Below are 15,793 nucleotides of genomic sequence, written 5' to 3'. Positions count from 1 at the left end.
CTCACGATGGACACCCTTGCCTTCGGCTATATCCTTCCCACTACCGGGCGGATTCGGGACTTTAACCCGTTAGAAACGTGTGCCGCTAGGCGCACCAAACAAAAGAGCCACGGTTTTCCATGGCTCTATTGTATCATAAATCAAAACTTATTTTCATTAAAATTTAAAGGTATCTTTCAGTCCCAGCCATTTCTGGTCTTTATCACTCAGGTTCAGCGGTGTACCGTCTGCCAGCGTATAACCTTCTGCCGATGCACTGCCTTTGTACTCGCCCTTCACTTCCGGCCACTCGATGCCGATCTCCGGGTCGTTCCATGCCATGCCGCCCTCATCGTTTGGATGCCAGAAATCGTTCACTTTATAGCAGAATTCTGCCTCATCGCTCAGCACCAGAAATCCATGTGCAAAACCTTCCGGAATGAGGAACTGCTTTTTATTTTCCGCAGATAAAACCACGCCGAACCATTTTCCATAAGTCCTGGAATCGGAACGCAGATCCACGGCAACATCAAATACCGTTCCACGTACCGCACGGACCAGCTTGCACTGCGGATACTGTTTCTGGAAATGCAGGCCTCTCAATACTCCTTTTGTGGACATGGACTGGTTATCCTGTACGAAATGAATATCAATGCCTGCCTCTTTCATATCTCTTTCGTTGTAGGTTTCCATGAAATAACCACGCTCGTCACCATGAACGGCCGGTTCTACGATACAAAGGCCTTCGATGCCGCCTACATTTTTCTCAACTTTGATCTGTCCCATTTTCTTTATCTCCTTCTGCAACTGTTCAGTATCTTTTTATCTTAGTCGGTGAAGACTCCCACTTCTTATTTTTTGTACTTATCTTTTAAAATGTATCCGAAATCACGCTTTGATTTCTTTCAGGTAACGGCTCAATGCGTCCTGCCAGGTCGGAAGCGGTGTAAATCCATTTTCCACCAGCTTGCTCTTATCCAGACGGCTGTTAAACGGTCTTGCCGCTTTGCTTAAGCCATATTCTGCTGTGGTTACCGGCAGAACCCTGGTCGTATAACCTGCCTGACGGTAGATTTCTTTCGTAAAATCATACCAGCTGATGTATCCGCCCTCGTTCGTCGCATGATAATAACCATATTTTTCTGTTTCATTCATATCAACCAGCAGACGTGCCAGATCATAAGTGTAAGTTGGCGTACCAATCTGATCATTGACCACACGAACCGTGTCATGCGTCTTGCCGACATTCAGCATCGTCTTGATAAAATTCTTGCCATTTAAGCCAAAGACCCACGCAATGCGGACGATAAAATATTTCTCCAGTGTCTGGCTTACTGCCAGTTCCCCTTCCAGCTTCGTCTGTCCATAGACATTCATCGGCTTATAATCCTTGCAGTCCGGTTTCCATGGCTCTGTGCCCTGACCGTCAAATACATAATCTGTGCTGATGTAAGTCATCTTGCAGTCCAGCTTCTTGCAGACATCCGCAATGTTCTGTGTGCCGCCCGCATTGATCGCACGGACCTTTGCAACCTTGTCATCATCTTCCGCCATATCAACCGCAGTCCATGCCGCGCAGTGGATCACCGCATCCGGTTTTACGCTCTCAATGACACGCTTTACTGCTTCTTTATCTGTGATATCCAGTGAAAGATAAGGTGCTTTTGTCACCTCAGAACCATCTTCCACACCGCTGTACTGCTCCTGAATATCAGAACCGACACCTTCGTGCCCTCTCCTGATCAGTTCGTTCATTACATCATGTCCAAGCTGTCCGCCGACACCTGTTACAAAAAATTTCATGCTGTTTCCTCCACTAATTATGCTCATGAGCGACTGGCTCACAAGTTACTTCTTTTAAGTATCATAACTCATAGCATTTACTAAGTCAAACCGAAAAGCTGAAATCATTCCCTGACTGCACCGGAGAGTCATGTAAAATCAATATTCTCCAAGATCAAACAATTCCTCAAAGGTTATTTTCAAATTCGGGAACATCACCAGTTGTAACTCCTCTTTATTCTGTGCAGTAACTGTTTTATAAAGATACGGATATCCTGTTCCATCCTCTTCGAAGTCAAAAAGATAGATTTCTACGGACTTTTTTCTCCAATCAACGATCCAGTATTCAGAAACTCCGACTTTGCAGTAAATATTCATTTTTTCGTGCCTGTCGTATTTCTCTGTAGCACTGGATAAGACCTCCATCACAAAACGAGGAATACCTGTAAAAGAAATATTCTTTCGATCTCTCAAGTTGCAGATAATGGATACATCCGGAATCATTACTTTATCATCGTTCTCACGCCATTCATACTGCACACCATCACCAAAGACACGACACAGACTGTCTTTAATCTGACTGCCAATTTTGATAACAAAATTGTTGATAACCATAGCGTGTTCCAGGTAAGTTTTACTTAAATCCTCAACAGGTAATACATTACTCATGCAATGCTGCACCTCCTTGATATATAGTATTGTTTACGTTCTCTGAAGTCTTTCACCGCTGCTGCGTCTTCTTTGCAGGTCATACCGCACCTGATGTCACTCTGATATCACTCTACCGTCACGCTCTTCGCCAGATTTCTCGGTTTATCCACATCCAGTCCTTTTGCCACGCTGACATAGTATCCGATCAGCTGCAGCGGAACCACGGCCAGGCTTCCGACAAAATGCTCATCTACTTTTGGTACATAAACGGTAAAGTTCACCTGATCTTCGATTTCGTATTTTCCATAGGTAGTCAGTCCCATCAGGTAAGCTCCGCGGCTCTTACATTCGAGCATATTGCTGATGGTTTTCTCATAAAGTTCGCTCTGTGTCAGGACTCCGATCACCAGGGTTCCCTGTTCGATCAGGCTGATGGTTCCATGCTTCAGTTCTCCTGCCGCATAGGCTTCGGAATGGATATAGGAAATTTCTTTGAGTTTTAAGCTTCCTTCCAGGCAGACTGCATAATCAATGCCGCGGCCCACGAAGAATACATCATGTGCGTTTGCATATTTGGAGGCAAACCACTGGATCCGTTCTTTATCTTCCAGGACTTTCTGCATTTTATCCGGGATGGTAAGCATCTCAGAAATGTAATAGCTGTACTGTTCTTCTGAAATCTTTCCTCTGACTTTTGCGAACTGCACTGCCAGGCAGTACATTGCGGCTAACTGTGCACTGTAGGCTTTCGTTGTTGCAACTGAGATTTCCGGGCCTGCAAGTGTATAGAATACCTTATCGGCTTCGCGTGCAATGCTGCTTCCAACTACATTGACGATCGCCATTGTGGTAATATTCTTTTCTTTTGCCATTCTAAGAGCCGCCAGTGTATCGGCTGTTTCACCGGACTGGCTGACTACGATCACCAGTGCTTTCTGGTTTAATGGCATTTTTCGATAACGGAATTCGGATGCCAGCTCTACCCTCACCGGAATATCCGCCAGATCTTCAAATACATACTGTGCTGCCATACCCACATGCCATGCCGATCCGCAGGCAACAATATAGATCTGATCAAAATTCTGAATCTCTTCGTCCGTGATCTCTACTGTTGAAAGGTCAATTTTATCCTCTTTGATGACCGAATTGAGCGTATCCTGGATTGCTTTTGGCTGCTCATGGATCTCCTTCATCATAAAATGCTCAAAACCGGCTTTCTCCGCTGCTTCGGCATCCCACTTGATCTCAGTTGTTTCTTTTTCAATCTCATCGCCATCAAGATTATAAAAATGTGCCTCTCCCGGAGTCAGTTTTGCGAACTCCAGATTTCCAATATAATAAACATTTCTGGTATATTTGAGAATTGCCGGAACATCAGAAGCAACATAAGTTTCGCCGTCTGCAATACCAATGATCATCGGACTGTCTTTTCGTGCCACCCAGATCTCCCCCGGATAATCCTTAAACATCAGTTCCAGAGCATACGAACCGCGTACACGCACCATCGTTTTCGCAATCGCATCGATCGGACCCAGATTATATTTCTTATAATAGTAGTCCACCAGCTTGATCACAACTTCTGTATCTGTCTGACTGTAAAAAGTATAGCCATGTTTTAATAACTTTTCCTTCAGCTCCGTATAATTCTCAATAATGCCATTATGCACACCAACAACCTCGGATTCTACCATACCTGAGCCAGAACCGCTGCAGTTTCCCGACACATGCGGATGTGCATTTGTCTGACTCGGTTCCCCATGCGTTGCCCAGCGAGTATGACCGATCCCGCAAGTACCTTTTAAGGTATGACCATCGTCCGTTTTCTCCGCCAGATTGCTCAAGCGTCCCTTTGCCTTCACAACCTGTGCCAGATTCTCTCCGTCTCGAACAGCCAATCCCGCCGAATCATATCCCCGGTACTCCAGTTTTGACAAACCATCCAATAAAATCGGCGCTGCCTGATGTTCTCCTGTAAAACCAACAATTCCACACATAATGTATTCCTCCACTTTTTCTGAATAAAATAATTTGAAATTTGCTCTTATCAAAAATCAAACACTTCAGACAATCCTTATGTTTCTCTTTTCCATAATAACTCAAAAAAATTTTTCAAAAATCTCCCTCTACCTGTAGAGATCCTCCAGCGTTACCAGCCGGACTTCACCGTGCTCCTGTGCCTGAAGAAGTCCATCCGTAAAACCTCCTTTTGAAAAGATATAATAGTGATAATTATTCTCTTTTCCGAAAACTGATGCGTAATCCCTGAGTAAATCGAATTCATCCATACCAATTTTCTCATTTCTGTACCTGCACGAGCCAATGATATAATCCTTACCTTCAACAGATGTTCCAACGATATCAATCTGCATCTGCTTTTTCTTCTTCCGGTCTGTCCCCCACCACTGACCGATTTCACTCAGCTCAACGAGAAGATTATCTGAATAATAGAGCAGATAATCCTGACACATCTTCTCAAAAATCAACCCCATGTAATTAATGTTTAAGAAGCAAAGACAATACTCTCGGTCTTGCACCTTTTTCATATCGAAATCCCAGTGCATGACGTATAATTTCCGGTAAATAAAGTTTTTCTCCATCACGTTTCAAATATCCGGATTGTGTCATGGACTTTTCTTCTGCCGATGTAAATATATTATTTTCCAGATTCATTGGAAGTGTTTTTTCGTCTGTCGGCAAATCTTCCAGCTTTTCAAAAATAGGCTTTAAATTTTCATATTCCGCCTTAATATCACTGATTTTGGCATTTGAACACTTTGGTACTGCATAACGTATCTCTGCAGGCATTAATATCCGATCATCATACGGCGGTTTTTTCATATTCTGCCCTGCTGCATATTTCAAAAACCGGATAATGTCACGTGCCTGAAGTTGTCCATTAAAATCGGAAAGAGCTGCCAGTATCCAACGTGATGAATACGCTTCATTTGAATCCTTCTTTCCTAATTTCAATCCCCAGAGTTCTTCCAGATATTTATCGATTATTTCCTGTGACGCATTTTCAATCGGAATACTTTCCCGATAAAAATCACTGTTTGCATGGCTTACCAGCCAAACTGCCAACTTTAAAGCTTCTGCCGAAGACCATTTCAGTTCTGCATAGGCAAATGACTGCCTGAATTGCTCATAATTAACTGTAATTGCATTCTGTGCCATATCGCTTCGTATAAAAATAATAAGACCAATATTTTCATATCTCGCACTGATCGTATTCAAAACTCCCTGGCATAAAACTTCTATCGCTTTTTTCTGATTTTTATTTGAAGATACTGCTTTTAATATCTCTTCCAGCCCATCAATCAAAAAGATAACTGTCTTTTCCTCTTCTTTTAATTTTTCATTCAGTTGAGCAAATGAGGTAAACTCTTTATTAACGGAATTTACAAACAATTGTTCCCAAAAATTCATCCAGTCAATTTCTTTATTCGCTTTAAGATCCAGTCTGTAAGAATTGTCACTGTAGATACTCTGTGAAACATCTGCAAAAGGCAATGCCTCATTAAAACAGTCAATACATTGTCCCAGAACCGTTTGAATCTGTGAAATATTCTGCGGTGCTAAAACAGGGATAAAATAGCCATTTTCCTTACTGATTTTTTTATGAGTAATTTCAGAAAAAAAAGAATTCCAGTTTTTCTTTTCTATCAACTGACGATACAAGAATGTTTTTCCAGATCCCTTTGCTCCCTGAACAACCGTTACCGGAATCTGGTGATTGAAACGAGCACAAAGATTTTTAATCGGTTCGGTTAATAATAGTTCTTCCGCTCCATTTGCTTCAGCCGTGATCTGATTATTCGCAAAGTCACAAATTTGTTTTGTAATGATCTGATGCTGTTTTTCTGTATAAATTCCTCTTTCTGGTTCTTCTGATATACAGTAAGGTTTTACTAATTCTTTGACAGCATCATACATATCTCTGTCTTTTAAAACATTTAAAATCTGCTTCCATTCTGTTAAATGTATTAATTCACTGGCAAACGGAAGCTCCACGATCATATTATCAAGAAGTTCCTCTTTTACCTCTGTAGTCTCAAAACATCCGAGTAAATTTTCCTTGATTTCCTGTTTCTCTCTTCTTGGAAAAGTTTCCGGAATCATACCCAGAAAAACAGTAGGCAGAAGCGTATCTTCCTTTATCTTCAGACCTTTTGCAATAAAACTTAATACCTGCTTTGTTCCCATTACAGACTGAAGAGAAGTAGAAGTTACACAATATTTTTTCACTCGCGGATCAAGCAACAATGGTGCTGAATATTCGCTGATCCCCGCACGAAGATCCACCAGAACTGCTGTTGCCCCTAAACTACTTGCCAGTTTTGAAAGTACTTCTGCCAAAATATATTCTTTATTTCGACTGGCAGTGATTGTTTGCGGACTTGCATACAGATCAAACAATTGCTCTTCATAACGATATGTCGGAAGAAAGAAATGTTCTACTCTCTGTTGGCTGGTTTCGATTGGCAAGGTACTCGTCCCCATTAAATTTCCTGCCGTTGATACAATTTCCTCTACATTGCTGTTATCCTGAATCAAAGTTAATAAATCCAAATAACTAAAAGCACTATCATTTAGATCACCCTGGATTAAGGTAAGTCCCGGTGCCTCCAGATCAGAATCAATAATTAAAAGTTTGCTGTTTTCCGGATTCTTCTGAAGATTGGTCCATGCCCGTGCAAATGCAATAAGCGACAGTGTTCGTCCAACTCCACCCTTATAAGAATGAAATGCAAAAACCGGACAGCTAAGATCCGCCAACTGCTCCGTCGGATATATGGAATCTTCATAAATCGCCTTTTTAAACAATGGCAACGTTCTTACAGTAACCGGACTGTACTCGTACTCATATAAAATCATCAAATCTTCTCCCTGACCATCCAATTTTATACTTAAATTATCAGGTGCAATATTTTTCGGAAAAAGTTTCTTTAATACAGCATTCTGCAGCGTACCCTGTTCTGATTTTGGGTATACAACCATTTCATTCGGATAAACTTCTATATCGTATAATTCATCTTTCCACTCATCATGATGCATTAAAATATATCGTTCAATATCTTTCCATGTATAGAACCTCATAATTTACACCACCTCTTTCAGCCATTCTTTAATCTCAGCCAGCGTATGATCAAATTCCTGCAAATATGTAATATTCTGCTCTGCAGGAGCAATCAAATACCTGCACAACTGATGATAATCCGCTGTTCCTACCGTATTTCCATACTCCGTAGGAAAACTCTTAAATCGATAAGTTCCAGCCTGACCAACTCTCTTTAACAGCGTTCTAAAGTCATGTGACCCCAAAATTTTCGCTGTCTCATCATCCGCCTGAGAAATCGTATATATATTATCATTCTCCATGATCAAGCATTTCAATCCACATTCAACACAATAACATAATAATAAACGTCTACTGTAAGGACTTCCAATATTCCAATTATCATAGGAATTTGCATGAACTGTAAACGCTTTTTTATAATTTCTTTTATCAGCTCGTAATTTTGCCATAAAGTTATCCTCTTATTTTCACGTTAATCTAATCGCTACCAAGCAGGTTTCTTCTCTTTCAGATCCGCCTTCAAAGTGTCAATGTTTGCGGTGATGGATGCGATCTCAGCCAATCATCGAATCCCTGATTCATAGACTTATTGCCTGCTACTCACCACGAAGGTAAGTGCAAAATATTGCTACGTTACTCGTAAATTACGCTTGCACCAAAATGATAGATGCAAGCGTTTTACTTTATTTTAGTTTTGACAGTTCGCTTTTGCAGTCTCGCTCCATGGGGCAAGCTGTTCCAGCTGTTCATCTGACATTTTATCATTTGGCCGTTGTGATAAAAGATATGTCAGATATTTATAGATATTCAGATCATTCGCTTTTGCCATCTCAACCATTGTATACACAATAGCACTAGCGGTGGCTCCTTTCGGACTGGCACTGAACAGCCAGTTCTTCCGGCCAATCGTGAATGGTCTGATCGCATTTTCACTGAGATTATTTGAAAGACTGCAATGTCCGTCTTCCAGGTAGGTCATCAGGGTGTCTTTACGATTTTGGGCATAGTTCACCGCTTTCGCCAAACGGGTTCCTTTGTTTGGGTGCTGTTGATCCAGCCAATTCCAGAATGCATCCAGTATCGGCTTCTCCTTTTCAAGACGGAACTGTTTTCTCTGCTCCGCCGGAAGGCTGTAATCATACTCTTTCCCTTTCGGTATGGCATCTGTGAAGTAACGTCTCACATGTGCCCAGCAAGAGCAGCGTTTGATATCCGGCAGATTATTATAACCCTGGCATCCATCCGTCTCCAGATATCCGCTGAACCCCTGTAGGAAAGATGCTGCATGGAACTTTGCCCTTGTCTCTGTGTAATGGTAGAGCAGGATCGGCGGAAGTCCATCTTCCCCACTGCGGAAGAGCCACATCCAGGAATCCGTTTCCGGATTACGCCCCGGCTCATTCAGTACCTGGACCCGGGTCTCATCTGCCATCAGATATTTACGCATCCGTAACTGACGGTGAAAATAATCATAAACATGACGGAGATAATTTTCGGCACAGTAAATGATCCAGTTAGCAAGCGTAGCCCGGCTTAATGGGACACCCATTTTCCAGACGGTCTGCTTCCAATGTTTTTTGTAAAGACTGGATCAGTTCTGTCTGTGCGGATATCGTCTTATTCCGTTGGTTGACCATGTCCTTGTACGCAGGGATTTTTGAATCTTTTGAATTACCAGCCATATGTTTTCTGCTCCTTTTCCACTGCTCTCATTATACCATAAAAAGTAATGAAAAAGAAGCAGAAAACTCAGTATTTATAAGGTATTACAGGCATGATACCGTGTGCGGAAAGCCCAGCATTTTTGTTGGTTGGCATAGAGGCCTTACATGATCATTCCGTAGGTTTGAATGCTTTTGGCTGTTCCATTTCAAGACCGGACATGAGCCAGTCGAACTGCTGCTAGGTCAGCTGCTTTACTTCCAATTGATTTCTGGGCCAGCGGAATCTGCCCTGGACTTCCATACGTTTATACAGCAGCACAAATCCGTCAGGCTCCCAGAGCAAAGCTTTGATCCTGTCACAACGTTTTCCACAGAAGAGATACAGGGCACTTCGCCTTGGATCCATATGGAGTTGATCCTCTACAACAGCACACAGCCCGTCAATAGATTTCCGCATATCCGTTCTGCCTGTTACGATATAGATTTCATCGACGGCTGTGATATCCCCTAATATCCCAACTCCTTCACAATGCGAAGCGTTTGAGCCAGAAGCTGAGGATCTGTCCCATTTGGTATTGTTAGATGAAAGCTTCCTACAGACAGCTTCATTGGCTCTGCTACAGAAAGGTTATTTCTTTCCGTAGCTGCCGGAATTACATTTAATGGCTGTTCATAAGAAATCGGGTCAGTATCATGAAAATCCACTCTGACAACTTCCTAGCTTTCTGGTGCACGATAGGCGCGTCCAGTTGACGCCGGCAGATCCACACAACCTTTCTGACGCAGTCTTTTTACCCAGTTGTAAAAAGTTCCTGGCTTGATATCATGTTCCACACACCATTGATGATCCGTCAATCCACTTTGACGGCATTCCATGATGAGACGGTATTGTTCTTCGGCAGGTATTCTTTTGCTTCTCATGAGCACACCTCCATAATTTAAATAAAGTAAAATGCTCGCATCTATCATTTCCAGCAAGAGAAAATGAAGTGAAATGCCTGCATTCTCTAATGATTATTATGGATTAATTTTTAGGGCAACACAATCCGTCGAATTATTTTGCACTTACCCTTTAACAGCTTTAACATCTACAATAGACTTTTTCTTTCCACCCAGCGTAGTCTTATATTTAATTTAATATTATCTTCAGCATCAACTTTTTACACATCATCTCTTACACACTTATTTTTAAAATAATTGGAAAATTCAATTATTAACATTTTTTACTATCCTTTTTACAACAACCCGCACTCTTTTAAATCCATTCGACTTAAAAGTGCATAAAACCCAAAGTGCATTGGGAAGGATAACACAAATTACTCCTTTAATTAAAATAGATAATATACCGTTGAGCTTAATGCATGCACATGCACCAAATGTCACAATCATTAATACAATTGTTAACAAGGTATACATTAGTTCATTTTTCCAATATTTTCCTGTTCCCTGTTTAAAATACTCTTTAAACAGGGCATGTGTTTCCCATGGCGCCTCTATAAATATATAGCATACAATTGTAGACAACATTACCCCATATATTCCACACACCTGCACAAGAGAAAAATTAAGGACCAAATTCGTGATTACAGAAACATAAGGTTTCACTTTATCAGCCCACCACATTCCGCAAGCATTCTTGTATGTTAATACCGTTCTGCGAATCTGCCATGAATAAAAATAAATAACAAACAATATAACAACATCAAATGTAAAAAGCAAATTTTCCCCTGCCCATAGTTTCATGAAGTCTTGATATATGCAAAGCATGGTAATACACATCCAAGCAACAATCCAACTATTAATATACTGTAAGTCATAAAAGTCCGATAAATTCTTTTCCTTTGATTCTTTTATAAGACTATTCCCTATACTTGCTGTCAAGGCATTGAATGTCACCTGCATAACACCTGCCAGAGCCGAAACAACATAATAATAGTTACCATACTGTGCAACTACTTTTAGACCTAAAAAAGCAGAAACAACAATATTATCTAAAGAACAATTTACCGTACCACTTAGCTGGTGACCAATTAAAGCCCCCACTCTTTTAAATATATCCTGTTTTACTTCTTGTGATACCTCACCAACACAATATATATCTGGATATTTCTTATCAACGATATGCGATCGTACCACATTGATAACTATCGTTGCAATCGGAAGCCATATAATATATAGATAATAATTTCTAAAAGCAATCAACGTAATAATTTGTAAAATATACATTCCTGCGTTAATTATTGTTGTTAAATTACTCTCGATATCACTTCTCTGAAATGCATTAAGAATTGATGTTTTATATGCAAACAAGAAGTAGCTAAGTACTGTATTTGAAAGATATATCAAATACAGTATGTATAAATTAATATCTTGTGGATAAGTTCCATTAATCAATTTGGGAATTAAAGGAATCAATGCAATCCCCACAAGAAGAATCACCATACCAATAATACAATAAAATTTTCGATATAATCTTAGAAGTGCATTAATTTCAGCATTATCGCCCTCAGTAACAGGCTTGTACATGCTAAACACTATTGCTGATCCAATCCCAAGTTCGCTTAAGCTCAAAATTTGTAAAACTGATGTAAACAAACTACTTAATCCAGCGTATTCAGTGCCTAAATAATACAATATAATCGTCCGTATAACAAATGGAAATATTATCGCTGTAGCTTTATTTATTAATGCTCCCAAAACATTTCTTAATGAGTTTTTTAATCGTCCTTCATTCATATTTTTATTACTCATTTCTTTTTATTTAGCTTTCAAGAAACGCATCTTATGATACGCCTATATCTTTTTCTTTGTTAAATAGCCCACAAAACATTCCTAAAATTAAAAACGCCATCATGCCAATACTAGATTTTGTAATTCCTGTCGCAATAAAACATACAAACAGGTCAATAAAAATGCTCATGCACATTGCCTTCACTTTATAATTACATCTAATTGCATTGATTTGTTTGAATATACTAAAAAAAGCAGAGAGAAAAATAATCAGGCCAAAATAGCCGGTTTCGCCAATGATTGTTGCAAAATAGTTATCATTTAACGCCTCACCATTGCTCTTTCCCAGCGTCCATTTATTACTCCATCCATATTGCTCATAAAGTCTGGCGTAATGTTTAGCAGCTTCCGAAGATCCGTAAGTAGCAAAGCCAGATCCAAAAGGAAAGTACTTCTTTGCTGTAACAAATCCATATTTTATAAGTAATGCACGTGGTGCTGTATTATCCAATAAGTAACTTGAAATCTGATAAGTTAATGCACTTATTCCAGCTAATCCCAATACAATCATTGATTTAAAGTCAATCTTTGCATTTTCATTTTTCTTTTTAAATATGAACTTTAAAACAATATAAAATACAAAGATAATATAAACGGCACCTTTCGTCGTAAGCAGCATATTGAACAAAGCAAGCATCTCATAGACTATAACCCTTTTTCCTTCATATTTTCGTAAAATAAAAAGCAACTCGCACGCCACTATTATTCCATATCTTCCACTATTTCCAAACACAAAATAATACGCTGGAATTCCAAATCTTTGATTTGCAGAATATGAAGCCATTCCAATATCTACAAATAGGCTTATAATTCCACAAATAGCTCCTATGACAAGCAATACTTTACATAGTTTTACAATCGAATTAACAACATAGTCATCAGAATATTTCATAGAAATGTATTTTCCTACCAAAAACCCAACAAATATTTTCCATTGCAAAAAAGCATCCAAAAATGCTGAGTTCCAATTATATGCCATACCACTATATATATTAGAAAGTAATCCATACACTGTAAAAACAATTAAAAGAACAACTATATTGCTATCGCATCGATACAACTTTCCCTTTAAAAATAGCATTATAATATACATCGCCATAAAAAGTGTTAAAACTTCATCACAGTATCCAATCATTGGATTGCTTAAATTTAATTCCAATGCCAAACTTAAAGGCAATAGTATTATTGCTATTATTAATAATGTTTGTTTATTTTTTCTTATTTTCATAATTCAGCGTTGTACCCTTCCGTTTCCTCCATTCTTTATCAAGTTCTCCACATCAGATACTGTCACTCTATTAAAGTCCCCTTCAATCGAATGTTTTAGACAGCTCGCGGCAACTGCAAATTCAATAGCATCCTTATCGTTTTTACCAGTAATCAAACTATAAATCATTGCGCCGGTAAAGCTATCTCCTCCGCCCACTCGATCGACAATATCCATATTATAATGGGCAGAATACCTTGCTACGCCTGTTGCATCGTATATCATTCCGCTCCATCCATTGTGGCTTGCATTAATGCTTTCTCTTAATGTAATAGCGACTTTTTTGCAACCAAATCGTTTGCAAATTTCTTTAGCTACATACTCATAGCCACTCTTATTCAACTTTCCAGATTCGACATTGTTATTCGGTGCTTTAATTCCAAGAACCTTATCCGCATCTTCTTCATTTGCAATACAAACATCAACGTACTGAACAAGGTTACTCATCACCTTTTGAGCTTTTTCGGAACTCCAAAGATTTTTTCTGAAGTTCAAATCACAGGAAATCGTGATCCCTTTTTCCTTTGCTTTTTTGCAGGCCCGCTCACAAATTTGCACCATGTTGTCAGACAAAGCTGGGTTGATACCTGTCCAATGGAACCAGCTCACTCCATCGAACAACTTATCCCAATCAAAATCTGTTGGTTCAGCCAAAGCAATCGATGAAAATACTCGATCATAGATTACTCTAGATGGACGTTGTGAAGCTCCCTTTTCAAGATAATAAAGCCCCATTCGACCATTCTTGAAAAAAGCCTTACTCGTGTCAACGCCAAAATAGCACAGAGCATTCAATGATGCGTGCCCAATATCATTATCGGGAACAACCGTCAAAAACTCAGACTGTACGCCAAAGTTAGCCAACGACACTGCTACATTTGCTTCTCCACCGCAAAAAGTAGCCTCCAAACTGTCTTTTTGAAATAATTTTGTATATCCAGGCGAAGCTAATCTTAAAAGAATCTCGCCAAAAGAAAGCACTTTCATCATCCATTGCCTCCTTAAATCTTCACATAATGTGGTTTTGTTAAAAAGTTCAATTCTACAAGTTCACTATACTTTTTCATCATCTCTGTCATTCCCTGATTCATTGCATCGAGGACAGACGCTCTCGTAACGAACGCCATTGTAAATTCCCCATAGTTTTCTTTTTCGTCATGAGAATATCCATCAAACCCTGCCAGATAAATCTTTTTAACCCCCATCTGTGCAAAGAATTTAATTGCCATCAAACCGGCATTATCTTTGACCGCCTCAATATTGCACAGGAGGTCTCGATACTTTGTCTGGAGATAAACATTGTATGCTGGAATGTTCGATGTAACAATACACTTTTCTCTGTTCGATGCATCTAATTCTCTAAAGCGTCTCAAATTGCTCAGGAAAATATAGTCTGTATCCACAATAGGGTAATTATAGTTAACGCTCACCGTCACGACATCTTTAGTTACAAAAGATGTAATCTCATCCTTTTCCTCTATTGAACTTTTTCCGGGTGCAATTAACAACACTGTTTTTCCATTCAAGTTCTCAATTAATTCGGCCCTATGTTCTTCTTGTGATCTTCCTGTTGCCATATATCTCAGATAAAGCTCTTCAATATAATCCTTATCATAGGATACTTTTTTATCCTCATCCATCATATCAAAAATTTCATTCATATTTTCGACAGTCAGCGTCTTTTTGTCATCCAAGTATCCTGCATAATTCGGATGTGCATTATGTGTAGCGGACAAATAATTCGGCAATGAATAACCCCAGTAGTTACGCTGATAAAATTCATTCAAAATTTCATCGATAATAGACAGCAATGGTTTGATATCATAATTTCCGTCGGCATTATCATTCAGATATTGTACAAACAACTCTGTGTTCAAATTTCCAGCACCACGTCCCATTCCATAGACAGAAGCATCAATAATCAATTCTCTATCAGAATGCAGATCAAGCAAACTCTGAGCATTCGAATAAGCCAACTGCATATTGTTGTGCGAATGGAAACCGATTTTAATATTTTCGTTCAGATTATGCTCAACCAAATAGAAGAGTCTGATCAAATCTTTACGCTTCATCATTCCAAAGCTATCAACAATATAAAACGCATACGGATCTAATTCATTCACACGACGAATTAGATCAAGAAATTCTTCATCGGTATAACTCAATGAAACCATTGCCTGGACAAACACCTTATAACCTTTGTTTTTGATTGCTTTGCACTCTTCCAATGCTACTACACAATCTTTTTTATGAAAAGCCACACGCAAACCATCTACAGAGGTTCCATCATACTCCGGTAAATCTTCCGGACAATACTTACCATAGTCAGTAAGCATTACAAAAGTTTTGCCCTCTTTATTTTGAGGAATAACTTTTGCCACCTCATTGAGTGACGTAAACTTTGTAACATCTTTATCATATTCTACTGTATTCATGAGAAAGCCACATTCAATAATATCAATATTGGCTTCTATAAGTCCATGAATAATTTTTTTCTCATTATCAAAGCCAAATCTACAATTATTGCAATAACCACCATCTCTAAGTGTACAGTCCAGTACCTGTATTTTATTCATTATACTT

At 39.3% G+C, this 15,793-nt stretch carries 15 protein-coding genes and 1 pseudogene; all 16 read right to left on the bottom strand.

Annotated features, from left to right (window positions below; genetic code table 11):
• Positions 1-156: 156 nt before the first annotated feature.
• The 16 genes and pseudogenes from rfbC to GPK60_RS11815 all read right to left on the bottom strand — a co-directional run bounded on the left by rfbC (position 157) and on the right by GPK60_RS11815 (position 15,786).
• The gene (gene rfbC / locus GPK60_RS11885) at positions 157-765 is read right to left on the bottom strand and encodes a dTDP-4-dehydrorhamnose 3,5-epimerase (RefSeq protein WP_147633033.1); all 609 of its coding nucleotides are present in this window, start codon (positions 763-765) and stop codon (positions 157-159) included.
• A gap of 102 nt (positions 766-867) precedes the next feature.
• The gene (gene rfbD / locus GPK60_RS11880) at positions 868-1,782 is read right to left on the bottom strand and encodes a dTDP-4-dehydrorhamnose reductase (protein WP_173866762.1); all 915 of its coding nucleotides are present in this window, start codon (positions 1,780-1,782) and stop codon (positions 868-870) included.
• 138 nt (positions 1,783-1,920) lie between these two features.
• Entirely contained in the window at positions 1,921-2,430 is a 510-nt protein-coding gene (locus tag GPK60_RS11875) for a Uma2 family endonuclease (RefSeq protein ID WP_173866763.1), read from the bottom strand.
• A 107-nt stretch (positions 2,431-2,537) separates the two neighbouring features.
• Entirely contained in the window at positions 2,538-4,406 is a 1,869-nt protein-coding gene (glmS, locus tag GPK60_RS11870; protein WP_147633036.1) for a glutamine--fructose-6-phosphate transaminase (isomerizing), read from the bottom strand.
• 129 nt (positions 4,407-4,535) lie between these two features.
• Positions 4,536-4,901: a DUF234 domain-containing protein gene (locus GPK60_RS11865; RefSeq protein WP_243867647.1), complete on the bottom strand. Its 366-nt coding sequence runs from the start codon at positions 4,899-4,901 to the stop codon at positions 4,536-4,538.
• Positions 4,902-4,905: 4 nt separating this feature from the next.
• Positions 4,906-7,509, bottom strand: a complete 2,604-nt coding sequence (locus tag GPK60_RS11860; protein ID WP_215660286.1) for a hypothetical protein — start codon at positions 7,507-7,509, stop codon at positions 4,906-4,908.
• A 3-nt stretch (positions 7,510-7,512) separates the two neighbouring features.
• The gene (locus GPK60_RS11855) at positions 7,513-7,938 is read right to left on the bottom strand and encodes a hypothetical protein (RefSeq protein ID WP_173866765.1); all 426 of its coding nucleotides are present in this window, start codon (positions 7,936-7,938) and stop codon (positions 7,513-7,515) included.
• 239 nt (positions 7,939-8,177) lie between these two features.
• Positions 8,178-9,056, bottom strand: a pseudogene (locus GPK60_RS11850) (transposase); the annotation flags it as partial.
• The gene (locus tag GPK60_RS11845) at positions 9,004-9,171 is read right to left on the bottom strand and encodes a hypothetical protein (protein ID WP_215660282.1); all 168 of its coding nucleotides are present in this window, start codon (positions 9,169-9,171) and stop codon (positions 9,004-9,006) included. The pseudogene GPK60_RS11850 and the gene GPK60_RS11845, both read right to left, overlap by 53 nt.
• A 220-nt stretch (positions 9,172-9,391) precedes the next feature.
• Positions 9,392-9,631 carry an IS66 family insertion sequence element accessory protein TnpB gene (gene tnpB / locus GPK60_RS11840; protein ID WP_330591409.1) on the bottom strand — a complete coding sequence of 80 codons (240 nt, stop codon included), beginning with the start codon at positions 9,629-9,631 and terminating at the stop codon, positions 9,392-9,394.
• A gap of 29 nt (positions 9,632-9,660) precedes the next feature.
• Complete coding sequence (locus GPK60_RS15400) at positions 9,661-9,858, bottom strand: hypothetical protein (RefSeq protein ID WP_243867688.1); 198 nt, start codon at positions 9,856-9,858, stop codon at positions 9,661-9,663.
• Positions 9,859-9,870: 12 nt separating this feature from the next.
• Complete coding sequence (locus tag GPK60_RS15395) at positions 9,871-10,074, bottom strand: transposase (RefSeq protein WP_243867687.1); 204 nt, start codon at positions 10,072-10,074, stop codon at positions 9,871-9,873.
• Between the two features lie 285 nt (positions 10,075-10,359).
• The gene (locus tag GPK60_RS11830; protein ID WP_173899302.1) at positions 10,360-11,904 is read right to left on the bottom strand and encodes an oligosaccharide flippase family protein; all 1,545 of its coding nucleotides are present in this window, start codon (positions 11,902-11,904) and stop codon (positions 10,360-10,362) included.
• Positions 11,905-11,935: 31 nt separating this feature from the next.
• The gene (locus GPK60_RS11825; RefSeq protein WP_173866641.1) at positions 11,936-13,171 is read right to left on the bottom strand and encodes a hypothetical protein; all 1,236 of its coding nucleotides are present in this window, start codon (positions 13,169-13,171) and stop codon (positions 11,936-11,938) included.
• 3 nt (positions 13,172-13,174) lie between these two features.
• Complete coding sequence (locus GPK60_RS11820; protein WP_173866661.1) at positions 13,175-14,197, bottom strand: sugar kinase; 1,023 nt, start codon at positions 14,195-14,197, stop codon at positions 13,175-13,177.
• Between the two features lie 14 nt (positions 14,198-14,211).
• Positions 14,212-15,786, bottom strand: a complete 1,575-nt coding sequence (locus GPK60_RS11815) for an aldolase catalytic domain-containing protein (RefSeq protein WP_173866642.1) — start codon at positions 15,784-15,786, stop codon at positions 14,212-14,214.
• Positions 15,787-15,793: the final 7 nt, after the last annotated feature.

Source organism: Ruminococcus sp. MCC718 (genome assembly GCF_018783905.1).
GTDB lineage: Bacteria > Bacillota > Clostridia > Lachnospirales > Lachnospiraceae > Hominisplanchenecus > Hominisplanchenecus faecis.
This window is presented reverse-complemented; position numbering and strand designations above follow the sequence as displayed.